Origin of the sequence: Bradyrhizobium sp. 139, from assembly GCF_023074175.1 — a bacterium.
Classification (GTDB): domain Bacteria; phylum Pseudomonadota; class Alphaproteobacteria; order Rhizobiales; family Xanthobacteraceae; genus Bradyrhizobium.
Genome location: NZ_JADPKS010000107.1, coordinates 267860 through 286543 on the forward strand (window position 1 = coordinate 267860; position 18684 = coordinate 286543).

The window sequence follows — 18684 nt, forward strand, 5'->3', positions numbered from 1 at the left end:
CAGATACTGGCGTTGGAGAAAGGCCACAGGTCGCACCTGCGGCTTCTTAAAAAAGTCATCGCGGACGACCATGCGTCCGCGACCTCGTATCAAACGCGCCGACGCTTGCGGGGACGGCAACCGTTGTGCGGAATCGTGGTCACGTCGCGAATCGAGGTGACGGTGAAGCCCGCGGCCTGGAGCGCGCGGAGCGCCGACTCACGGCCCGAACCGGGACCGGCGACTTCGACCTCCAGCGTGCGCATGCCGTGCTCCTGCGCCTTCTTGGACACGTCTTCGGCGGCAACCTGCGCGGCATACGGGGTCGACTTGCGCGAGCCCTTGAAGCCCATCGTGCCGGCGGAGGACCAGGCAATCGTGTTGCCCTGCGCGTCGGTGATGGTGATGGTCGTGTTGTTGAACGACGAGTTCACGTGCGCGACGCCGGAGGCGATGTTCTTGCGCTCACGACGACGAACGCGGGTGGCTTCCTTGCCCATAGACTACCTTTCCTGGAGATCTCAAACACCGCCGTAATGCCAGCGGCTACACCTGTGGAACGAAAGGCGCGTGGCGAACGGGTCATCCCCTTTCGCCACACGCCGCGATTGGATTCGAAAACTTACTTCTTCTTGCCGGCGATGGCCTTGGCCGGGCCCTTGCGCGTGCGCGCATTGGTGTGGGTACGCTGGCCGCGCACCGGCAGACCGCGACGATGACGCAGGCCGCGATAGCAGCCGAGGTCCATCAGACGCTTGATGTTGATGCCGACCTCGCGACGCAGGTCGCCCTCGACGAGATAGTCGCGGTCGATCACTTCGCGGATCTGGAGCACCTCGGCATCGCTGAGCTGATTGACGCGGCGATCCTCGGGGATCTTGACCTTTTCCAGGATCTCACCGGCGATCTTCTGACCGATGCCATGGATGTACTGGAGCGCGATCAGCACGCGCTTGTTGGTGGGAATGTTCACGCCGGCAATACGGGCCACGGCCTTCTCTCCTGTTGCCGATCCCTCGTCAGGAATCAGGCTTTAAGTGCTTGTGTTCTCGGGCAGGTGTTCACAAACGCGAACACGACGCCCACCCCCGGTCTTCCTGGGGCCCGGCATCGTCTGAAACTATCCGACTTGGATGCGGGGCTTATTAGGGGATTCAGGGGGCTTTCGTCAACCGCCACTAGCGCTTGGCTCGCTTTTTCGTGAGCTTTTTTGCAGCCTTTTTGGCACTCTTTTTTACAGTCTTCTTGGCTGCCTTCTTCACGGTCTTCTTGGTTGCCTTCTTGGCCGCCTTTTTTGTGGTTTTGGCTGCCTTTTTGATCGTTTTCATCGGCTTTTTGGCTGTTTTGGCCTTCTTTGCCCCGGTTTTGACCGATGCCGCCTTGGCCGCGCTCTTGGCCGAAGTCTTGCCATGCGTCTTGGGCTCGACTGCCCCGAGCGCCAGGAGCTGGCGGTGGATAGCGCGGGTGACCTCGTTGATGGCCATCATGCCGTCGATGGTGGAGAGCTTCCGCCGCTCGGAATAGTAGTGAACCAGCGGTTCTGTCTGGCTGCGGTAGCTGGCGAGTCGCTTGGTCAGGACCTCCGGGGTGTCATCGACACGGACCTCTTCACCGCGCTCCCGCATCTGGGCGACGCGGGTTTCGACGCGGTTCAGCAGCGCGCTCTCGTTGACGCGGAGCTCGATCACGCCGTCGAGCTTGAGGTGCTTGTGCTTGAGCAGATCGTCCAACGCCTCGGCCTGCGGCACGGTGCGCGGGAAGCCGTCGAGAATGAAACCGTTCTTGGCGTCCGGCTGGTCGATGCGGTCGGAGATGATTCCCACCACGACCTCGTCGGGCACGAGACCGCCGCTGGCCATGATCTCCTTGGCCTTCAGCCCGACCGGCGTTCCCGCCGCAACAGCCGCGCGCAGCATTTCACCGGTCGAAAGCTGGACGATGCCATAGCGCTGCACCAGCAGCTGCGCCTGGGTCCCCTTGCCCGACCCCGGCGGTCCCAGAAGTATAATTCTCATCGGCGTACGCCCCCCGGATTGGTGAGCGATACGTCGCGCACCTGTGTTTTGAAGTCCAAGATTTGAAGTCCAAGAACAGTGCAAATCATAATCGGCGCCGCACCGCTACCCATATCATAGGGGAGCAAATGCCCGGACGCCAAGAAGGCCTTTGAAATCAGGGATTGCGTCGCAGTGCGAGCAGTTCTGCCGATACAACCAAACGGTCGGTACTGCGCCTCGCGAAAGCCGCGCGCCTTTGCGCGCGGCGAATCGGCGGTGGGGTCGCGCCCGGCGAAGGGAGCCCGCGCTTAGCGGCGGCGGCCGCGCAGCTTCGACTTCCGGATTAGGCCTTCATACTGATGCGCCAATAGATAGCCCTGCACCTGCGCCACCGTGTCCATGGTGACGCTGACGACGATCAGCAGCGAGGTGCCGCCGAAATAGAACGGCACCGAGGCGTAGGAGATCAGGATTTCCGGGATCAAGCAGACGATCGCCAGATAAACTGCGCCGAGCACGGTGATACGTGACAGCACGTAGTCGATATATTCCGCCGTGCGCTCGCCCGGACGGATGCCCGGAATGAAGCCGCCATGCTTCTTCAGATTGTCGGCGGTTTCGGTCGGGTTGAACACGATCGCGGTGTAGAAGAAGGCGAAGAACACGATCAGCGCGAGATACATGATCAGGAACAGCGGACGGCCGTGGCCGAGCTGGGTGGTGATCCACTGGAACCATTCCGGCCCGCTGCCCGCGTTGAAGTTGGCAACCGTGGTCGGCAGCAGCAGCAGCGAGGATGCGAAGATCGGCGGGATCACGCCCGAGGTGTTGAGCTTGAGCGGCAGATGCGAGGACTGGCCCTCGAACATCTTGTTGCCGACCTGGCGCTTCGGATACTGGATCAGCAGCCGGCGCTGCGCGCGCTCCACGAACACGATGAAGGCGATCACGGCGACCGCCATGATGATGACGACCAGAATCAGGCCGGTCGACATCGCGCCCTGACGGCCGAGCTCGAGCATGTTGGCGAGCGCCGATGGCAGCTCGGCGACGATGCCGGCGAGGATGATCAGTGAGATGCCGTTGCCGATGCCGCGCGAGGTGATCTGCTCACCCAGCCACATCAGAAACATGGTGCCGCCGGTGAGCGTGATCGCCGTCGACAGGCGGAAGAACATGCCGGGGTCACTGACGACGTTGCCGGCGCCTTCGAGACCCACTGCGATGCCGTAGGACTGGAACGCGGCCAGGATCACGGTGAGATAGCGGGTGTACTGGTTCAGCAGCTTGCGGCCGGACTCACCTTCCTTCTTCAGCGCTTCGAGCTGCGGCGAAACGGTGGTGAGGAGCTGAATGATGATCGAAGCCGAGATGTACGGCATGATGTTCAGCGCGAAAATCGCCATGCGGTGGATGCCGCCGCCGGCGAACATGTTGAACATGCCGAGGATGCCGCCCGCCTGGGAGCGGAACACCTGCTCCCAGATGTTGGGATCGATGCCGGGCAGCGGGATGTAGGTCCCGAGCCGATAAACCAGTAGCGCACCCAGGGTGAACCAGATGCGCTTCTTCAGTTCGTCAGCCTTGGCAAACGCACCGAAGTTGAGATTGGCTGCCAGTTGTTCCGCTGCAGAGGCCATCTTGGACTTTCTCCCGCCGCCTTTTGCGCCGTTATGCCCGCGGCCGGGCTACTTTAGCGGACGCCGGACATTATCTGGGGCTCGGCTTCGATAAGTCCAACGTCCCGCATGCGTAAAGGCCCGCGAGCCGCGGGCCAATGACGCAGTTGTTACGCCGCCTCGCCTTCTTCCTTGGCAGGGGCGAGGATCTTCACCGAGCCGCCGGCTTTCTCGACCGCTTCAATCGCGGTCTTGGTGGCGCCGTGCACTTCGATGTTGAGCTTGGACTTGAGCTCGCCGCGGCCGAGCAGCCGCAGGCCGCCCTTGGCGCGGCGCAGCACGCCGCCCTTCACCAGGGCCTCGACGTTCACGACGCTGCCGGCGTCGATCTTCTTGGCATCGACCGCTTCCTGGAGCCGGTCGAGATTGATCTCGGCGAACTCGACGCGGAAGATGTTGGTGAAGCCGCGCTTCGGGAGACGGCGATGCATCGGCATCTGGCCGCCTTCGAAACCCTTGATGCGCACGCCCGAACGCGCGGTCTGGCCCTTGCCGCCGCGGCCGGACTGCTTGCCTTTACCCGAACCGATGCCGCGGCCGACGCGCATGCGCTTCTTGCGCGAGCCGGCGTTGTCGGCGATATCGCTGAGCTTCATCGCCCATCTCCTTGTATCTTGCGCACGATCTTCACCGAAAACCGGTGATCACTTTTCGGGATCGTGCGCCGTTTCTTACTTCTCGTCGACGATGCGGACGAGATGATGAACCTTCTCGATCATGCCGCGGACCGCCGGGGTGTCCGGCAGTTCGCTGGTGCGGCCGATCTTGTTGAGCTTGAGCCCGATCAGCGTCGAACGCTGCGAGTGATGGCGGCGGATCGCGCTGCCGGTCTGCTCGAGCTTGATCGTTTTTGCGGCATTGGCCATGAAAATCTACTCCGAAAAGCGTCCGTTACTCGGCAGCCGCCTCGGCGTCACCGCCGATACGGCGGGACTGGAGGGTGGACACCTTGATGTTGCGGCGGGCTGCGACCGAGCGCGGCGAATCCTGATGCTTCAGCGCATCGAACGTCGCGCGAACCATGTTGTACGGGTTCGACGAGCCGATCGATTTCGCCACCACGTCCTGGACGCCGAGCGTCTCGAACACGGCGCGCATCGGGCCGCCGGCGATGATGCCGGTACCGGCCGGGGCTGCACGCAGGTAGACACGGCCCGCGCCATGGCGGCCGGCGATGTCGTGATGGAGCGTGCGGCCCTCGCGCAGCGAGACGCGGGTCAAATTGCGCTTGGCGGACTCGGTTGCCTTGCGGATCGCCTCAGGCACTTCGCGCGCCTTGCCGTGACCGAAGCCGGCGCGGCCCTTCTGATCGCCGATCACGACCAGCGCTGCGAAACCGAAGCGCTTGCCGCCCTTGACGACCTTGGCCACGCGATTGATGTGGACGAGCTTGTCGACGAACTCGCTGTCGCGCTCCTCCCTGCGTTCACGTCCGCCGCCGCGTTGATCGCGTCCACCACGTTGTTCGCGTTCTGCCATGGTTTTTCCAGTCCTTCAGAGGCTTACGCCTCAATCCTCAAATTCTGTTAGAAGCTCAGCCCGCTCTCACGCGCCGCGTCGGCAAGAGCCTTGACGCGCCCGTGATAGAGATAGCTGCCGCGATCGAACACGACTTCCTTGACGCCCTTCTCGGCAGCGCGCTCGGCCAGCAGCTTGCCGACCGCCCTCGCCGCATCGATGTCGGCGCCGGTCTTGCTGCCGTCGCGCATCGACTTCTCGAGCGAAGAGGCAGAGGCCAGCGTCTCGCCCTTCAGGTCGTCAATGACCTGGGCGTAGATGTGCTTGGACGAGCGGAACACCGACAGACGCGGACGGCCGCCACCGGAGCGGCGCAGCTTCAACCGCACACTCCGCTTGCGCCGGGCATTCGTAACCTTGGCTTTCGACATGACCGGCTCCGTTACTTCTTCTTGCCTTCCTTGCGGAAGATGAATTCGCCAACATACTTCACGCCCTTGCCCTTGTAGGGCTCCGGCGGACGATAGGAGCGAATCTCGGCGGCGACCTGGCCGACGCGTTGGATGTCGCTGCCGGTCACCGTGATCTCGGTCGGCTTCGGCACGGTGATCGTGATCCCTTCCGGGATCGCGTAGACCACGTCGTGGCTGTAGCCGAGTGCGAGCTGCAGGTTCTTGCCCTGCATCGCGGCGCGGTAACCGACGCCGGTGATTTCAAGCTTCTTCTCGAAGCCCTTGGTGACGCCTTCGACCAGATTCGCGACCTGGGCGCGAGCGGTGCCGTACAGCGCCCGCGCGCGGTTGGTCTCGACCCGAGGGTTCACCTTGACTTGGCCGTTCTCGAGCTTCACCTCGACGTCGCCATGGACGACGAACTGAAGCTGTCCTTTCGGCCCCTTCATCTTGACGGTCTGCCCGTCGACGGTCGCGGTCACACCCGACGGCACCGCAACCGGCCTTTTGCCAACACGTGACATGGATCAAAAATCCTTCTCAGAACACGGTGAAGAGAACTTCACCGCCCACATTCGCTTCACGCGCACTGTGGTCGGCCATGATTCCCTTCGGCGTCGACAACACCGAAATGCCAAGCCCGTTATTGACCCGCGGCAGGTTCTTCACCGAGGCGTAAACTCTGCGCCCGGGCTTGGAGACCCGCTCGATCTCGCGGATGACGGGCTCGCCGTCGAAATACTTCAGCTCGATCTCGATCTCGCTGCGGCCCGAGGAGTGCTCGAGCGTGGCGTAACCGCGGATGTAGCCCTCGCTCTTCAGCACCTCGAGGACGTTCTCGCGCATCTTCGAGCCAGGCGTGGAGACCTTGTTCTTGGCGCGCATCTGCGCGTTGCGGATACGGGTGATCAAATCGCTGATTGGATCGTGCGTAGACATCTAAACGACCCTCCTTACCAGCTGGACTTCACGAGGCCCGGGACCATGCCCCTGGAGCCAAGATCGCGCAGCGCGATACGGGACAGTTTGTTCTTGCGATAGTTCGAGCGCGGACGGCCCGACAGCTCGCAGCGCAGACGGATGCGGGTCGCCGACGAATTGCGCGGCATTTCCGCCAGCTTCAGGGTCGCGGCGAACCGCTCCTCCATCGGCAGCGTCTTGTCGGCGATGATCGCCTTCAACCGCGCGCGCTTCGGGGCGGCGTTCTTCGTCATCCGCTTGCGCCGGTTGTTCTTCTCGACTGAACTCTTCTTTGCCATGCTTGGCTCCTGGGTATCCGCGTTTGAGAGGCTTTAGGTCAGCGTCTCACTGCCGGAACGGGAAATTGAAAGCGGTCAACAAGGCCCTCGCCTCGTCGTCGGTCTTGGCCGTGGTACAGACGGTGATGTCCATACCGCGGGCTTCCGTAACCTTGTCGAAGTCGATCTCGGGGAAAATGATGTGTTCCTTGATGCCGAGCGAGTAGTTGCCGCGGCCGTCGAAGCTCTTCGGATTCAGGCCGCGGAAGTCGCGGACGCGCGGCAGCGCGACCGTCACCAGGCGATCGATGAACTCGTACATGCGCGCCTTGCGCAGCGTGACCTTGCAGCCGATCGGCTGGTTCTCACGCAGCTTGAAGGTCGCGATCGCGACACGCGAATAGGTCACGATCGCCTTCTGGCCGGAGATCAGGGTCAGCTCGGCAGCGGCGGTCTCGGCCTTCTTGCGGTCGTTGACGGAATCGCCGACGCCCATGTTCAGCACGACCTTGTCCAGGCGCGGAACCTGCATCACGTTCTCATAACCGAATTTCTCGGTCATCTCCGTGCGGATCTTCGCGTCGTATTCCGCGCGCAGGCGCGGCGTGTAAGCGGCCTCAGCCATCGATCTCAGCTCCCGAGCGCTTGGCGATGCGGACCTTCTTGCCGTCCGCCAGAATCTTGAATCCGACGCGGGTCGGCTTTCCATCCTTGCCGGCATACGCGATGTTGGACAATTGGATCGGCGACTCCTTGGAGATGATGCCGCCCTCCTGGGCCTGCGTCTGCTTCTGGTGACGCTTGACCATGTTGATGCCGCGCACGAGCGCCGTGCCGGCGTCGGGGCGCACTTCGAACACTTCGCCGGTGCGGCCCTTGTCGCGACCGGTCAGCACGACGACCTTGTCGCCCTTGCGGATCTTCGCAGCCATCACAGCACCTCCGGCGCGAGCGAGATGATCTTCATGTGGTTCTTGGCGCGCAGCTCGCGCGGCACGGGCCCGAAGATACGGGTGCCGACCGGCTCGGACTGATTGTTGATCAGAACGGCGGCGTTGCGGTCGAAGCGGATGACCGAGCCGTCGGCGCGGCGGATGTCCTTGCGAACGCGCACCACGACGGCCTTCATCACGTCGCCCTTCTTCACCTTGCCACGCGGAATCGCTTCCTTGATCGAGACGACGATGATGTCGCCAATCGTGGCGTAGCGGCGCTTGGAACCCCCGAGCACCTTGATACACATGACACGGCGTGCGCCAGAATTATCGGCCACGTCGAGGTTGGTCTGCATCTGAATCATTGATGCACCTCGTCCTCTTCTCTTTGCGCCAGCCCAGCCGGCGCTCAACATTTTCCTGAAGTCAGTCGGCTAAAGCCAACAGATCAGGCGCTTTTCTTGTGTTCGCCCCGGATCACGACCCAGTGCTTCAACTTCGAAATCGGCTTCGATTCCTCGATCCACACCATGTCGCCCGGCTTGAACTCGTTGCTCTCGTCGTGCGCGTGATAGTTCTTCGAACGGCGGATCGTCTTCTTGTAGATCGGGTGCGTGAAGCGGCGATCGACGCGCACCACGATGGTCTTGGCCTGCTTGTCGCTGACGACCACGCCCTGCAAAGTACGTTTCGGCATCTTCGTAAGCCTCTTACTTCTTCTTCGCGCGCGTCTGCGCGGCGACGGTCTTGATCCGGGCGATGTCACGACGAGCCTCGCGCAGGCGCGAGGTGTTCTCGAGCTGCCCGGTGGCGCGCTGGAAGCGCAAGTTGAAGCGCTCCTTCTTCAGGTTCAGGATGGCGTCATCCTGCTGGTCGGGGCTCATCGCGCGGATGTCTTCGATCTTCATCTGTGCCATGGCCATTACTCCGCAATACGCTCGACGAAGCGCGTCTTGATCGGCAGCTTGGCCGCCGCCAGGGTCAGCGCTTCACGCGCCGTCTGGGTGTTGACGCCGTCGATCTCGAACAGCACCCGGCCCGGCTTGACGCGCGCGACCCACAATTCCGGCGCGCCCTTGCCGGAGCCCATGCGGACTTCGGCCGGCTTCTTCGACACCGGAACGTCGGGGAACACCCGGATCCAGACGCGGCCGGCGCGCTTCATGTGGCGGGTCAGCGCGCGGCGAGCGGCTTCGATCTGGCGCGCGGTGACGCGCTCAGGTTCGGTCGCTTTCAGGCCGAACTGGCCGAACGCCAACGTCGCGCCCGAAGACGCAACGCCGTGGATGCGGCCCTTGTGCGCCTTCCGGAACTTCGTTTTCTTAGGTTGCATCATGGCTTTAAGCCCTCAAATTCCTGTGCTGGCTTTAGGCTGCAGCCGTGTCGCGGCGCTGACGGCCACGATCACCACTACCACCAGTCTCGCCTTCGGCCATTCTCTTGTCCTGGGCCATCGGATCGTGCTCGAGGATCTCGCCCTTGAAGATCCAGACCTTGACGCCGCAAGTGCCGAAGGTCGTGAACGCGGTCGCAACGCCGTAGTCGATGTCGGCGCGCAGCGTGTGCAGCGGCACGCGACCTTCGCGGTACCACTCCATGCGCGCGATTTCGGCACCGCCCAGACGTCCCGAGCAGTTGATGCGGATGCCTTCCGCGCCGAGACGCATCGCCGACTGCACCGCGCGCTTCATGGCGCGGCGGAACGCCACGCGGCGCTCCAGCTGCTGCGCGATCGACTCGGCCACCAGCGTCGCATCGAGCTCCGGCTTGCGGATCTCGACGATGTTGATGACGACGTCGGACGAGGTGATGTCCGCGACCTTCTTGCGCAGCTTGTCGATGTCGGCGCCCTTCTTGCCGATCACCACGCCCGGACGGGCCGAGTGGATGGTGACGCGGCACTTCTTGTGCGGACGCTCGATCACGATGCGGGCGACGGCCGCCTGCTTGAGCTCCTTGTGCAGGATCTCGCGGATCTTGACGTCCTCGTGCAGCAGCTTGCCGTATTCCTGCTTGCCGGCGAACCAGCGGGAATCCCAGGTCCGGTTGATGCCGAGACGCAGACCGATCGGATTGATCTTTTGACCCATCGTGTTCTCCTGCGTCCCTTAAGCCGCTGCTTCGGCTTCGACCTGACGAACGATAATCGTCAGCTGCGAAAATGGTTTGTAGACACGGCCCGAGCGGCCGCGGCCGCGGGCGGCAAAGCGCTTCATCACCAGGCCGTTGCCGACGAAGGCCTGCGCCACGACGAGATCGTCGACGTCGAGGTCATGATTGTTCTCGGCATTGGCGATAGCCGATTCGAGGCACTTCTTCACGTCGACCGCGATCCGCTTGCGCGAGAACTGCAGATCGGCAAGCGCAGAAGCCGCCTTCCGGCCGCGAATGAGCTGGGCGACCAGGTTGAGCTTCTGCGGGCTCACCCGCAGCATCCGGGCGACCGCCTTGGCCTCGTTCTCGGCGAGGCTCCGTTCGCGCTTAGGTTTGCTCATCGTTTAATCCTCAAGCCTTCTTGGCTTTCTTGTCGCCGGAGTGGCCATGGAAGGTCCGGGTCGGCGAGAACTCGCCGAACTTGTGACCAACCATTTCCTCGTTGACGGCCACCGGCACGTGCTTCTGACCGTTATAGACGCCGAAGGTCAGGCCCACGAACTGCGGCAGGATCGTCGAGCGACGGCTCCAGATCTTGATGACGTCGTGACGGCCGGACGCGCGGGCGGCATCTGCCTTCTTGAGCAGAGAACCCTCGACGAACGGGCCTTTCCAGACTGAACGAACCATGTCCGGCGTTCCTTACTTCTTCCGCTTGTGGCGGCTTAGGAGAATGAATTTGTTGGTCGACTTGTTGCTGCGGGTCTTTTTGCCCTTGGTCGGCTTGCCCCACGGAGTGACCGGGTGGCGACCGCCCGAGGTACGACCTTCACCACCGCCGTGCGGATGGTCGATCGGGTTCATCGAAACGCCGCGGTTGTGCGGCTTGCGGCCCAACCAACGGTTGCGGCCGGCTTTGCCGATCGAGGTGTTCATATGATCCGGGTTCGACACCGCGCCGATCGTGCCACGGCAACGGCCGTGCACCAGGCGCTGCTCGCCCGAATTCAGGCGGATGATCACGTAGTCCTGGTCACGGCCGACGAGCTGGGCGTAGGTGCCCGCGGAACGGGCGAGCTGGCCGCCCTTCCCGATCTTGGTCTCGATGTTGTGGATGATCGTGCCGACCGGCATGTTGCCGAGTGGCATGACATTGCCCGGCTTCACGTCGACGTAGTTGCCGGCCACGACGGAATCGCCGACGGCCAGGCGCTGCGGCGCCAGGATATAGGCCTGGGTGCCGTCCTCGTATTTGACGAGCGCGATGAACGCGGTGCGGTTCGGATCATATTCCAGCCGCTCGACCGTCGCGGGCGCATCGACCTTGTCGCGCTTGAAATCAACGGTGCGCAGGGTCCTCTTGTGACCGCCGCCGCGGAAGCGCACGGTGATGCGACCGGTGTTGTTGCGACCGCCCGAGGAGTGCTTGCCTTCGGTAAGCGCCTTGACCGGCTTGCCCTTGTAGAGGGCCGAACGATCGACCATGACCAGCTGGCGCTGGCCCGGCGTCGTGGGATTGAATTTCTTCAGTGCCATCGTCGTACGACCTTACAGACCGGTGGTGACGTCGATCCGGTGGCCCTCTTCGAGGGTCACGATCGCGCGCTTGGTGTTCGACTGCGAGCCGAGGTTGCCGCGGAATATCTTGGTCTTGCCCTTGCGGACCAGCGTGTTGACGCTCTTGACCTTGACGTCGAACAGCTTCTCGATCGCTTCCTTGATCTGCGGCTTGGTTGCCTTGGCGGCAACCTTGAACAGGACCTTGTTGTGCTCGGACGCCAGCGTCGCCTTTTCGGTGACGACCGGCGCGACGATCACGTCGTAGTGGCGAGGCTCGATGTTCTTCGTCATTTGAAGCGCGCCTCCAGCGCATCGATGGCGGCCTTGGTCAGAACGAGCTTCTGGCGGCGCAGGATGTCGTAGACGTTGATGCCCTGGATCGGCAGCACGTCCATGTTCGGGATGTTGCGGGCCGCAGCGGCAAAGCCGTTGTTGAGCTCGGCGCCGTCGATGATCAGCGCGTTGGTCAAGCCGAGGCCCGAGAAGTGGCCGAGCAGCGCCTTGGTCTTGGCGGCTTCCAGCGCGGCCTTGTCGATTACCAGCAGATCGCCGTCCTTGGCCTTCGCCGACAGCGCATGCTTGAGAGCAAGCGCGCGGACCTTCTTCGGCAGGTCGGTGGCGTGCGAACGCACCACCGGACCAAAGGCACGACCACCGCCGCGGAACTGCGGCACGCGGGCCGAGCCGTGACGAGCGCCGCCGGTGCCCTTCTGCTTGTACATCTTCTTGCCGGTGCGCCAGATCTCGGCGCGGCCCTTGGCCTTGTGGGTGCCGGCCTGACGCTTGTTGAGCTGCCATTGCACGCAACGCGCAATGATGTCCTGGCGCGGCTCGAGGCCGAAAATGGCGTCGGAAAGCTGGACCGAGCCAGCTTCCTTACCTTCGAGGGTCGTGACCTTCAATTCCATCTCACGCCTCCTGCACTGCCGGAGCGGCTTCCGCTTCGCCAGCAACCTTGAACTTGCCGGGCTTCGGAGCTTCCCTCGGCAGCGGCTTCTTGACGGCGTCGCGCACGCGGATCCAGCCGCCCTTGGAGCCGGGAACGGCGCCTTCGACGAGGATCAGACCGCGCTCGACATCGGTCTGGACGACGCGAAGGTTGAGCGTGGTGATGCGGTCGACACCCATGTGGCCGGGCATCTTCTTGTTCTTCCAGGTCTTGCCGGGGTCCTGACGGCCACCGGTCGAACCGATCGAACGGTGCGAGACCGACACACCGTGCGTAGCGCGCAGACCACCGAAGTTCCAGCGCTTCATGCCGCCGGCGAAACCCTTGCCGACCGAGGTGCCGGTGACGTCGACGAACTGGCCGACGACGAAGTGGTCGGCCAGGATCTCGGCGCCCACCGGGATCATGGCATCCGCGGACACGCGGAATTCCTCGACCTGCCGTTTCGGCTCGACCTTGGCGACCGCGAACTGGCCGCGCTCAGCCTTGGGCATGTACACGGTCTTGCGGCTGCCAGAACCAAGCTGGAGCGCGACGTAACCATTCTTCTCTTCGGTACGGTGGCCTAAGACCTGGCAATTGCCGAGTTTCAGCACGGTCACGGGGATATGTTCGCCGGCCTCCGTGAAGACCCGCGTCATCCCGACCTTTTGTGCGATCACTCCGGAGCGCATCGGCGTGCTTCCTGTTCTTTCTGTCCGCTAGTCGCGAACCTGATCCAAAAATCTTAGAGCTTGATCTCGACGTCGACACCGGCGGCCAGGTCGAGCTTCATCAAAGCATCGACGGTCTGCGGGGTCGGATCGACGATATCGAGCAGGCGCTTGTGGGTGCGCATCTCGAACTGCTCGCGGCTCTTCTTGTCGACGTGGGGCGAACGGTTGACGGTGAACTTCTCGATGCGGGTGGGCAGCGGAATGGGTCCGCGAACCTGCGCGCCGGTGCGCTTCGCCGTGTTCACGATCTCGCGTGTCGACGTATCGAGGATACGATGGTCGAACGCCTTGAGACGGATACGAATATTTTGGCCGTTCATTGCCGTGGTCTCTCTTCGTTGGGTGGCGAATAGCGAATAGCGAATGTCTCCATTCGCTACTCGCCGATCCCTATTCTCGTAATTACTCGATGATCGAGGCGACGACGCCGGCGCCGACGGTACGGCCGCCTTCGCGGATCGCGAAGCGGAGCTTCTCTTCCATCGCGATCGGCACGATCAGGTGCACTTCCATCGCGATGTTGTCGCCCGGCATCACCATTTCGGTGCCTTCCGGCAGATGCACGACACCGGTCACGTCGGTGGTGCGGAAGTAGAACTGCGGACGGTAGTTGGTGAAGAACGGAGTGTGGCGACCGCCCTCTTCCTTGGTGAGGATGTAAGCCTCAGCCTTGAACTTGGTGTGCGGCTTGACCGAACCCGGCTTGCACAGCACCTGGCCGCGCTCGACGTCCTCGCGCTTGGTACCGCGGAGCAGCGCACCGATGTTGTCGCCGGCCTGGCCCTGATCGAGCAGCTTGCGGAACATTTCGACGCCGGTGACGGTGGTCTTCTGGGTCGCACGCAGACCGACGATCTCGATTTCCTCGCCGACCTTGACGATGCCGCGCTCGACACGGCCGGTCACGACGGTGCCGCGGCCCGAGATCGAGAACACGTCTTCAACCGGCATCAGGAACGGCTGGTCGATCGGACGCTCCGGCTGCGGGATGTACTCGTCGACGTTCTTCATCAGCTCGAGGATGGCGTCGTGACCGAGCTTCTTGTCGGAATCTTCGAGAGCGGCGAGCGCCGAGCCCTTGATGATCGGGATCTTGTCGCCCGGGAAGTCGTACTTCGAGAGCAGTTCGCGAACTTCGAGCTCGACGAGCTCGAGCAGTTCCGGATCGTCGACCATGTCGCACTTGTTGAGGAACACGACGAGCGCGGGCACACCGACCTGGCGGGCGAGCAGGATGTGCTCGCGGGTCTGTGGCATCGGGCCGTCAGCAGCCGACACGACCAGGATCGCACCGTCCATCTGGGCGGCGCCGGTGATCATGTTCTTGACGTAGTCGGCGTGGCCGGGGCAGTCGACGTGGGCGTAGTGGCGGTTCTTGGTTTCGTACTCGACGTGGGCGGTCGAGATCGTAATGCCGCGCGCCTTCTCTTCCGGCGCCTTGTCGATCTGGTCGTACGCCGTGAACGTCGCACCGCCGGTCTCAGCGAGGATCTTGGTGATCGCAGCCGTCAACGACGTCTTGCCATGGTCGACGTGACCGATGGTGCCGATGTTGCAGTGCGGTTTGTTACGTTCAAACTTTGCTTTGGCCATTTGACTCTCCGTTCAATCGTCAGTTCGAGACCGACGACAATCAGGCAAACTTCTTTTGGACTTCTGCCGACACGTTTGCCGGCGCTTCTGCGTAGTGGTCGAACTGCATGGTGAAGGTCGCGCGACCCTGGCTCATCGAGCGCAGGTTGTTCACGTAACCGAACATGTTCATGAGCGGCACCATCGCGTTGATGACGTTGGCGTTGCCGCGCATGTCCTGCCCCTGGATCTGACCGCGCCGGGAATTCAGGTCGCCGATGACCGAGCCGGTGTAGTCTTCCGGGGTCACCACTTCGACCTTCATGATCGGCTCGAGCAGGACGGACTTGCCCTTCTGCAGCGCTTCGCGGAATGCCGCGCGCGATGCGATTTCGAAGGCGAGTGCCGACGAGTCGACGTCGTGGTACTTGCCGTCGACGAGCTGAACTTTGACGTCGACCACGGGAAAGCCCGCGACGACACCAGAGCCCATCACGCTGTTGAGGCCCTTTTCGACGCCGGGGATGTATTCCTTCGGAACCGCACCGCCGACGATCTTGGACTCGAACTCGTAGCCCTTGCCGGGCTCGTTCGGCTCGACCACGATCGACACTTCCGCGAACTGACCGGTACCGCCGGTCTGCTTCTTGTGGGTGTACTTGACCTCGGCCTTCTTGGTGACGCGCTCACGGAACGCAACCTGCGGCGCACCGATGTTGGCGTCGACCTTGTAGGTGCGCCTGAGGATGTCGACCTTGATGTCGAGATGGAGTTCGCCCATGCCCTTGAGGATGGTCTGGCCGGACTCCTGGTCGGTCGACACGCGGAAGGACGGATCCTCCGCGGCAAGCTTCGCCAGCGCCACGCCAAGCTTTTCCTGGTCGGCCTTGGACTTGGGTTCGATCGCGATCTCGATGACCGGCTCGGGGAATTCCATCTTTTCGAGGATCACCGCCTTGTCAGGATCGCACAGCGTGTCGCCGGTGCGCGCTTCCTTCAGGCCAGCCAGCGCAACGATGTCACCGGCATAGGCTTCCTTGATGTCTTCGCGGTTGTTCGCATGCATCAGCAACATGCGGCCGATGCGCTCCTTGCGGTCGCGCGTCGAATTGATGACGCCGGTACCCGACAGCAGCGTGCCCGAATAGATACGGCAGAAGGTGATGGTGCCGACGAACGGGTCGTCCATGATCTTGAACGCCAAGAGAGCCAGCGGCTCCTTGTCGTCCGGCAGGCGAACGATCTCGTTGCCGTCTTCATCGACACCCTTGATTGCGGGCACGTCTACAGGCGACGGCAGATAATCCACGACCGCGTCGAGCAAAGGCTGCACGCCCTTGTTCTTGAACGCCGAGCCGCACAATACCGGGAAGAACGCGCCAGTCAGCACGGCCTTGCGGATCAGGCGCTTCAACGTCCCCTCATCGGGCTCCTTGCCGTCGAGGTAAGCGGCGAGAACTTCGTCGTCGAGTTCGACGGCGGCTTCCAACAGCTTCTCGCGATATTCCTTGGCCTTCTCGACCATGTCCTCGGGAATATCGATGTCCACGAACTTGGCGTCGAGCTTCTCTTCTTCCCAGACCACACCCTTCATGCGAACGAGATCGACCAGCCCCTTGAAATTGTTCTCGGAGCCGATCGGAAGCTGGATCGCGATCGGCTTTGCGCCGAGGCGATCGATAATGTCCTGCATGCATTTGTAGAAGTCGGCGCCGGTCTTATCCATCTTGTTGGCGAAGACGATGCGCGGAACCTTGTACTTGTCGCCCTGGCGCCAGACCGTCTCGGTCTGGGGCTCGACGCCCTGGTTGGAGTCGAGCACGCACACGGCGCCGTCGAGCACGCGCAAGCTGCGCTCGACTTCGATGGTGAAGTCGACGTGGCCGGGAGTGTCGATGATGTTGAGACGCTTGCCTTCCCAGAACGCGGTGGTCGCAGCCGACGTAATCGTAATGCCGCGCTCCTGCTCCTGCTCCATCCAGTCCATCGTCGCGGCACCTTCGTGCACTTCGCCGATCTTGTGGCTCTTGCCGGTGTAATAGAGGATGCGCTCGGTGGTCGTGGTCTTGCCGGCATCGATATGCGCCATGATACCGAAGTTGCGGTAATTCTCTATGGCATGAACGCGGGGCATGGAGTGTTCCTTAGATTCCGTGTGTCGCCGTTACCAGCGATAGTGCGAGAAGGCGCGGTTGGCTTCCGCCATACGATGCACATCTTCACGCTTCTTGACGGCGTTACCCCGGCTGTTCGATGCATCCAGGAGCTCCGCCGAGAGCCGCTCTGTCATCGTCTTCTCGTTGCGCTCGCGCGCGGCCGAAATCAGCCAGCGAATGCCCAGCGCCTGACGCCGCACCGAGCGAACCTCGACCGGAACCTGGTAGGTCGCGCCGCCAACGCGGCGGGAGCGCACTTCGATCGTCGGCATGACATTCTCGAGCGCCTGCTCGAATACGCCGAGCGGATTCTGCTTAGTCTTGCTTTCGATGAGGCCGAGCGCACCGTAGACGATGCCTTCGGCGACCGACTTCTTGCCGGCATACATCACCGAGTTCATGAACTTCGTGATCACGATGTTCCCGAACTTCGGATCCGGCAGAACTTCGCGCTTTTCCGCTGAGTGGCGACGAGACATGGACCTGGTTCCCGCTTACTTCGGACGCTTCGCGCCGTACTTCGAACGGCGCTGCTTACGGTTCTTGACGCCCTGGGTATCCAGAACGCCGCGGAGGATGTGGTAGCGCACGCCGGGCAAGTCCTTGACGCGGCCGCCGCGGATCATGACCACCGAGTGCTCCTGAAGGTTATGGCCCTCACCCGGAATGTAGCCGATCACTTCGAAGCCGTTGGTCAGGCGCACCTTGGCGACCTTACGAAGCGCCGAGTTCGGCTTCTTCGGCGTCGTGGTGTAGACGCGCGTGCAAACGCCACGCTTCTGCGGCGACTGCTGCAGCGCCGGCACCTTCTTGCGCGACTTCTGCACTTCCCGCGGTTGTGCGATCAGCTGGTTGATCGTCGGCATCCTGGCCTTCACCCTTTTTCTGCTGCGATCCCTTTCGGGCCCGCTGTCTTGCCGCAGCCCGTCACCGGGTCCGCAAACTCTCTTCGGACTACCCGCCCGAGGGGCCGCCTGCACGGAAACAATCCGCACAAAGCGAAATCGCGCCAACCGCTCGTCACTGAGCGGAAAGCGCTTCGACGCCACAGAGGACCGCAGTCTTTGGACCACATAGCGAAAACGCCGTAGCCCGCGCACCGAGGTCATGCATCCGAATTCGATCTCAAGAGAACAAGCTCAAGAGAACTAGAATCGTCCTGGCATTGCCTAGCTATAATCGACAGCGTTTGAGCGGCATTCGTCGAGGTTGGTGCCCGTTTAGCGATCCCAGGAGGATCAAACGGGTGGCCCGTTCCGACGTTGGCGATGCTCACCGCCTGTCGTTAAGTGAGGGGGGTTCTATAAGTGAGAGTCGATCAAGTCAAGGCGAAACGACAGTCACAAAGCGCTTGAGGAGGCTGTCAAATCGCTGTTTGCCGCGCTCACGCGCCTCTCCGATATGGGAACACAGACTCCAGTCCGCCAGCCCGAAAAATTATTTATATCCGGGCGAATTGTACTTTTATAACCCTTACTAGGGCTTTTTCTCTGTTGATGCATCAATCTGCCCTCTTCGGCAGAGATTTGCACCGTCCGGTACACCGACAGTGCCACTATCGGTGGGGATTGTCCGGCTCGGCCGCCGCCGCAATGCTCGGCCGTTCCGGCATTTCGGCCGTGTTGATTGATCCGCATGAGAGCTATTCGGCGGACTTTCGAGTCGAAAAACTCAGTGGTCACTTCCAGATCGAGCGATTCCTGAAGACCGGAATCGGAGAATCGGTGCTCCGCCGCGCGACCTTTGCCGGCGAAAACTGGATCGCGCGATTCGGCCGTTTGCTCGACGAGGCGCCGAGCCGGCAGTTCAACATCCTCTGCGATTCCCTCGTCGACGCCGTCCGCGTCGAAATCCCTGCTGGCGTCGCGCGCATCTCGGCCTTGTCGACGTCCTGCCCCG

29 protein-coding genes and 1 pseudogene are annotated in these 18684 nt (G+C 62.4%); 1 reads left to right on the forward strand and 29 read right to left on the reverse strand.

The annotated features are described in order from the left end of the window. Positions 1–89: 89 nt before the first annotated feature. The 29 genes from rpsK to rpsL form a co-directional block, all read right to left on the reverse strand. The gene (gene rpsK / locus IVA80_RS25395; protein ID WP_007603045.1) at positions 90–479 is read right to left on the reverse strand and encodes a 30S ribosomal protein S11; all 390 of its coding nucleotides are present in this window, start codon (positions 477–479) and stop codon (positions 90–92) included. Positions 480–601: 122 nt separating this feature from the next. Continuing rightward, on the reverse strand, positions 602–970 hold the full coding sequence (rpsM, locus tag IVA80_RS25400; protein WP_014494511.1) for a 30S ribosomal protein S13: 369 nt from the start codon (positions 968–970) through the stop codon (positions 602–604). 187 nt (positions 971–1157) lie between these two features. After that, positions 1158–1994 (reverse strand): adenylate kinase, encoded by an 837-nt coding sequence (locus tag IVA80_RS25405; RefSeq protein ID WP_247436908.1) that lies wholly within the window; start codon positions 1992–1994, stop codon positions 1158–1160. Between the two features lie 290 nt (positions 1995–2284). After that, positions 2285–3616, reverse strand: coding sequence for a preprotein translocase subunit SecY (gene secY, locus IVA80_RS25410; RefSeq protein WP_247436910.1), 1332 nt, complete (start codon positions 3614–3616; stop codon positions 2285–2287). A gap of 149 nt (positions 3617–3765) precedes the next feature. Further along, positions 3766–4251: a 50S ribosomal protein L15 gene (rplO, locus tag IVA80_RS25415; RefSeq protein WP_247436913.1), complete on the reverse strand. Its 486-nt coding sequence runs from the start codon at positions 4249–4251 to the stop codon at positions 3766–3768. A 75-nt stretch (positions 4252–4326) separates the two neighbouring features. Beyond that, positions 4327–4521, reverse strand: coding sequence for a 50S ribosomal protein L30 (gene rpmD, locus IVA80_RS25420; RefSeq protein WP_247436915.1), 195 nt, complete (start codon positions 4519–4521; stop codon positions 4327–4329). Between the two features lie 25 nt (positions 4522–4546). Further along, on the reverse strand, positions 4547–5134 hold the full coding sequence (rpsE, locus tag IVA80_RS25425; RefSeq protein WP_211399433.1) for a 30S ribosomal protein S5: 588 nt from the start codon (positions 5132–5134) through the stop codon (positions 4547–4549). Between the two features lie 47 nt (positions 5135–5181). Beyond that, positions 5182–5544, reverse strand: coding sequence for a 50S ribosomal protein L18 (gene rplR, locus IVA80_RS25430; protein WP_247436917.1), 363 nt, complete (start codon positions 5542–5544; stop codon positions 5182–5184). 11 nt (positions 5545–5555) lie between these two features. Continuing rightward, positions 5556–6089 carry a 50S ribosomal protein L6 gene (gene rplF, locus IVA80_RS25435; RefSeq protein ID WP_247436920.1) on the reverse strand — a complete coding sequence of 178 codons (534 nt, stop codon included), beginning with the start codon at positions 6087–6089 and terminating at the stop codon, positions 5556–5558. 16 nt (positions 6090–6105) lie between these two features. Then, the gene (rpsH, locus tag IVA80_RS25440) at positions 6106–6504 is read right to left on the reverse strand and encodes a 30S ribosomal protein S8 (RefSeq protein ID WP_045008205.1); all 399 of its coding nucleotides are present in this window, start codon (positions 6502–6504) and stop codon (positions 6106–6108) included. A gap of 14 nt (positions 6505–6518) precedes the next feature. Further along, positions 6519–6824, reverse strand: coding sequence for a 30S ribosomal protein S14 (rpsN, locus tag IVA80_RS25445; protein ID WP_247436922.1), 306 nt, complete (start codon positions 6822–6824; stop codon positions 6519–6521). Between the two features lie 46 nt (positions 6825–6870). Next, on the reverse strand, positions 6871–7428 hold the full coding sequence (gene rplE, locus IVA80_RS25450; RefSeq protein ID WP_247436924.1) for a 50S ribosomal protein L5: 558 nt from the start codon (positions 7426–7428) through the stop codon (positions 6871–6873). After that, positions 7421–7735, reverse strand: a complete 315-nt coding sequence (rplX, locus tag IVA80_RS25455; protein WP_247436927.1) for a 50S ribosomal protein L24 — start codon at positions 7733–7735, stop codon at positions 7421–7423. Before rplX ends, rplE begins: the two co-directional genes overlap by 8 nt. Then, on the reverse strand, positions 7735–8103 hold the full coding sequence (rplN, locus tag IVA80_RS25460; protein WP_007603030.1) for a 50S ribosomal protein L14: 369 nt from the start codon (positions 8101–8103) through the stop codon (positions 7735–7737). Before rplN ends, rplX begins: the two co-directional genes overlap by 1 nt. A gap of 83 nt (positions 8104–8186) precedes the next feature. Further along, positions 8187–8435, reverse strand: a complete 249-nt coding sequence (gene rpsQ / locus IVA80_RS25465; RefSeq protein ID WP_247436929.1) for a 30S ribosomal protein S17 — start codon at positions 8433–8435, stop codon at positions 8187–8189. Between the two features lie 13 nt (positions 8436–8448). Next, entirely contained in the window at positions 8449–8655 is a 207-nt protein-coding gene (gene rpmC / locus IVA80_RS25470; protein ID WP_011088144.1) for a 50S ribosomal protein L29, read from the reverse strand. A gap of 5 nt (positions 8656–8660) precedes the next feature. Then, a complete protein-coding gene (gene rplP / locus IVA80_RS25475) occupies positions 8661–9074 on the reverse strand; it encodes a 50S ribosomal protein L16 (RefSeq protein ID WP_063982581.1) in 414 nt (137 codons plus the stop codon). Positions 9075–9105: 31 nt separating this feature from the next. After that, the gene (gene rpsC, locus IVA80_RS25480; RefSeq protein WP_028177968.1) at positions 9106–9828 is read right to left on the reverse strand and encodes a 30S ribosomal protein S3; all 723 of its coding nucleotides are present in this window, start codon (positions 9826–9828) and stop codon (positions 9106–9108) included. Between the two features lie 18 nt (positions 9829–9846). Further along, on the reverse strand, positions 9847–10233 hold the full coding sequence (gene rplV / locus IVA80_RS25485) for a 50S ribosomal protein L22 (protein WP_092034894.1): 387 nt from the start codon (positions 10231–10233) through the stop codon (positions 9847–9849). A gap of 10 nt (positions 10234–10243) precedes the next feature. Further along, positions 10244–10522: a 30S ribosomal protein S19 gene (gene rpsS, locus IVA80_RS25490; protein ID WP_008136357.1), complete on the reverse strand. Its 279-nt coding sequence runs from the start codon at positions 10520–10522 to the stop codon at positions 10244–10246. A 12-nt stretch (positions 10523–10534) separates the two neighbouring features. Next, a complete protein-coding gene (gene rplB, locus IVA80_RS25495) occupies positions 10535–11368 on the reverse strand; it encodes a 50S ribosomal protein L2 (RefSeq protein WP_247436931.1) in 834 nt (277 codons plus the stop codon). A 12-nt stretch (positions 11369–11380) separates the two neighbouring features. Next, positions 11381–11683 carry a 50S ribosomal protein L23 gene (locus tag IVA80_RS25500; protein WP_247436933.1) on the reverse strand — a complete coding sequence of 101 codons (303 nt, stop codon included), beginning with the start codon at positions 11681–11683 and terminating at the stop codon, positions 11381–11383. Next, complete coding sequence (gene rplD / locus IVA80_RS25505; RefSeq protein WP_011088150.1) at positions 11680–12300, reverse strand: 50S ribosomal protein L4; 621 nt, start codon at positions 12298–12300, stop codon at positions 11680–11682. Before rplD ends, IVA80_RS25500 begins: the two co-directional genes overlap by 4 nt. A 1-nt stretch (position 12301) precedes the next feature. Continuing rightward, positions 12302–13015, reverse strand: a complete 714-nt coding sequence (rplC, locus tag IVA80_RS25510; protein WP_247436935.1) for a 50S ribosomal protein L3 — start codon at positions 13013–13015, stop codon at positions 12302–12304. 53 nt (positions 13016–13068) lie between these two features. Continuing rightward, positions 13069–13377, reverse strand: a complete 309-nt coding sequence (gene rpsJ / locus IVA80_RS25515; protein ID WP_002712302.1) for a 30S ribosomal protein S10 — start codon at positions 13375–13377, stop codon at positions 13069–13071. A gap of 82 nt (positions 13378–13459) precedes the next feature. Beyond that, the gene (tuf, locus tag IVA80_RS25520) at positions 13460–14650 is read right to left on the reverse strand and encodes an elongation factor Tu (RefSeq protein WP_148770523.1); all 1191 of its coding nucleotides are present in this window, start codon (positions 14648–14650) and stop codon (positions 13460–13462) included. Between the two features lie 40 nt (positions 14651–14690). Next, positions 14691–16763 (reverse strand): elongation factor G, encoded by a 2073-nt coding sequence (gene fusA / locus IVA80_RS25525; protein WP_247436937.1) that lies wholly within the window; start codon positions 16761–16763, stop codon positions 14691–14693. 30 nt (positions 16764–16793) lie between these two features. Further along, on the reverse strand, positions 16794–17264 hold the full coding sequence (gene rpsG, locus IVA80_RS25530) for a 30S ribosomal protein S7 (protein ID WP_247436939.1): 471 nt from the start codon (positions 17262–17264) through the stop codon (positions 16794–16796). A gap of 15 nt (positions 17265–17279) precedes the next feature. Further along, positions 17280–17651, reverse strand: coding sequence for a 30S ribosomal protein S12 (rpsL, locus tag IVA80_RS25535; protein WP_007603006.1), 372 nt, complete (start codon positions 17649–17651; stop codon positions 17280–17282). Between the two features lie 658 nt (positions 17652–18309). On the opposite strand from rpsL, the pseudogene IVA80_RS38680 reads away from it, so the two are divergent. Continuing rightward, a pseudogene (locus IVA80_RS38680) lies at positions 18310–18659 on the forward strand (FAD-dependent monooxygenase); the annotation flags it as partial. Positions 18660–18684 lie beyond the last annotated feature (25 nt).

Excerpts from the sequence above, each read along its gene's own strand:
- rpsK (WP_007603045.1), bottom strand. The coding sequence starts at position 479 with ATGGGCAAGGAAGCCACCCGCGTTCGTCGTCGTGAGCGCAAGAACATC.
- IVA80_RS25405 (WP_247436908.1), bottom strand. The coding sequence starts at position 1,994 with ATGAGAATTATACTTCTGGGACCGCCGGGGTCGGGCAAGGGGACCCAG.
- secY (WP_247436910.1), bottom strand. The coding sequence starts at position 3,616 with ATGGCCTCTGCAGCGGAACAACTGGCAGCCAATCTCAACTTCGGTGCG.
- rplO (WP_247436913.1), bottom strand. The coding sequence starts at position 4,251 with ATGAAGCTCAGCGATATCGCCGACAACGCCGGCTCGCGCAAGAAGCGC.
- rpmD (WP_247436915.1), bottom strand. The coding sequence starts at position 4,521 with ATGGCCAATGCCGCAAAAACGATCAAGCTCGAGCAGACCGGCAGCGCG.
- rpsE (WP_211399433.1), bottom strand. The coding sequence starts at position 5,134 with ATGGCAGAACGCGAACAACGTGGTGGACGCGATCAACGCGGCGGCGGA.
- rplR (WP_247436917.1), bottom strand. The coding sequence starts at position 5,544 with ATGTCGAAAGCCAAGGTTACGAATGCCCGGCGCAAGCGGAGTGTGCGG.
- rplF (WP_247436920.1), bottom strand. The coding sequence starts at position 6,089 with ATGTCACGTGTTGGCAAAAGGCCGGTTGCGGTGCCGTCGGGTGTGACC.
- rpsH (WP_045008205.1), bottom strand. The coding sequence starts at position 6,504 with ATGTCTACGCACGATCCAATCAGCGATTTGATCACCCGTATCCGCAAC.
- rpsN (WP_247436922.1), bottom strand. The coding sequence starts at position 6,824 with ATGGCAAAGAAGAGTTCAGTCGAGAAGAACAACCGGCGCAAGCGGATG.
- rplE (WP_247436924.1), bottom strand. The coding sequence starts at position 7,428 with ATGGCTGAGGCCGCTTACACGCCGCGCCTGCGCGCGGAATACGACGCG.
- rplX (WP_247436927.1), bottom strand. The coding sequence starts at position 7,735 with ATGGCTGCGAAGATCCGCAAGGGCGACAAGGTCGTCGTGCTGACCGGT.
- rplN (WP_007603030.1), bottom strand. The coding sequence starts at position 8,103 with ATGATTCAGATGCAGACCAACCTCGACGTGGCCGATAATTCTGGCGCA.
- rpsQ (WP_247436929.1), bottom strand. The coding sequence starts at position 8,435 with ATGCCGAAACGTACTTTGCAGGGCGTGGTCGTCAGCGACAAGCAGGCC.
- rpmC (WP_011088144.1), bottom strand. The coding sequence starts at position 8,655 with ATGGCACAGATGAAGATCGAAGACATCCGCGCGATGAGCCCCGACCAG.
- rplP (WP_063982581.1), bottom strand. The coding sequence starts at position 9,074 with ATGATGCAACCTAAGAAAACGAAGTTCCGGAAGGCGCACAAGGGCCGC.
- rpsC (WP_028177968.1), bottom strand. The coding sequence starts at position 9,828 with ATGGGTCAAAAGATCAATCCGATCGGTCTGCGTCTCGGCATCAACCGG.
- rplV (WP_092034894.1), bottom strand. The coding sequence starts at position 10,233 with ATGAGCAAACCTAAGCGCGAACGGAGCCTCGCCGAGAACGAGGCCAAG.
- rpsS (WP_008136357.1), bottom strand. The coding sequence starts at position 10,522 with ATGGTTCGTTCAGTCTGGAAAGGCCCGTTCGTCGAGGGTTCTCTGCTC.
- rplB (WP_247436931.1), bottom strand. The coding sequence starts at position 11,368 with ATGGCACTGAAGAAATTCAATCCCACGACGCCGGGCCAGCGCCAGCTG.
- IVA80_RS25500 (WP_247436933.1), bottom strand. The coding sequence starts at position 11,683 with ATGACGAAGAACATCGAGCCTCGCCACTACGACGTGATCGTCGCGCCG.
- rplD (WP_011088150.1), bottom strand. The coding sequence starts at position 12,300 with ATGGAATTGAAGGTCACGACCCTCGAAGGTAAGGAAGCTGGCTCGGTC.
- rplC (WP_247436935.1), bottom strand. The coding sequence starts at position 13,015 with ATGCGCTCCGGAGTGATCGCACAAAAGGTCGGGATGACGCGGGTCTTC.
- rpsJ (WP_002712302.1), bottom strand. The coding sequence starts at position 13,377 with ATGAACGGCCAAAATATTCGTATCCGTCTCAAGGCGTTCGACCATCGT.
- tuf (WP_148770523.1), bottom strand. The coding sequence starts at position 14,650 with ATGGCCAAAGCAAAGTTTGAACGTAACAAACCGCACTGCAACATCGGC.
- fusA (WP_247436937.1), bottom strand. The coding sequence starts at position 16,763 with ATGCCCCGCGTTCATGCCATAGAGAATTACCGCAACTTCGGTATCATG.
- rpsG (WP_247436939.1), bottom strand. The coding sequence starts at position 17,264 with ATGTCTCGTCGCCACTCAGCGGAAAAGCGCGAAGTTCTGCCGGATCCG.
- rpsL (WP_007603006.1), bottom strand. The coding sequence starts at position 17,651 with ATGCCGACGATCAACCAGCTGATCGCACAACCGCGGGAAGTGCAGAAG.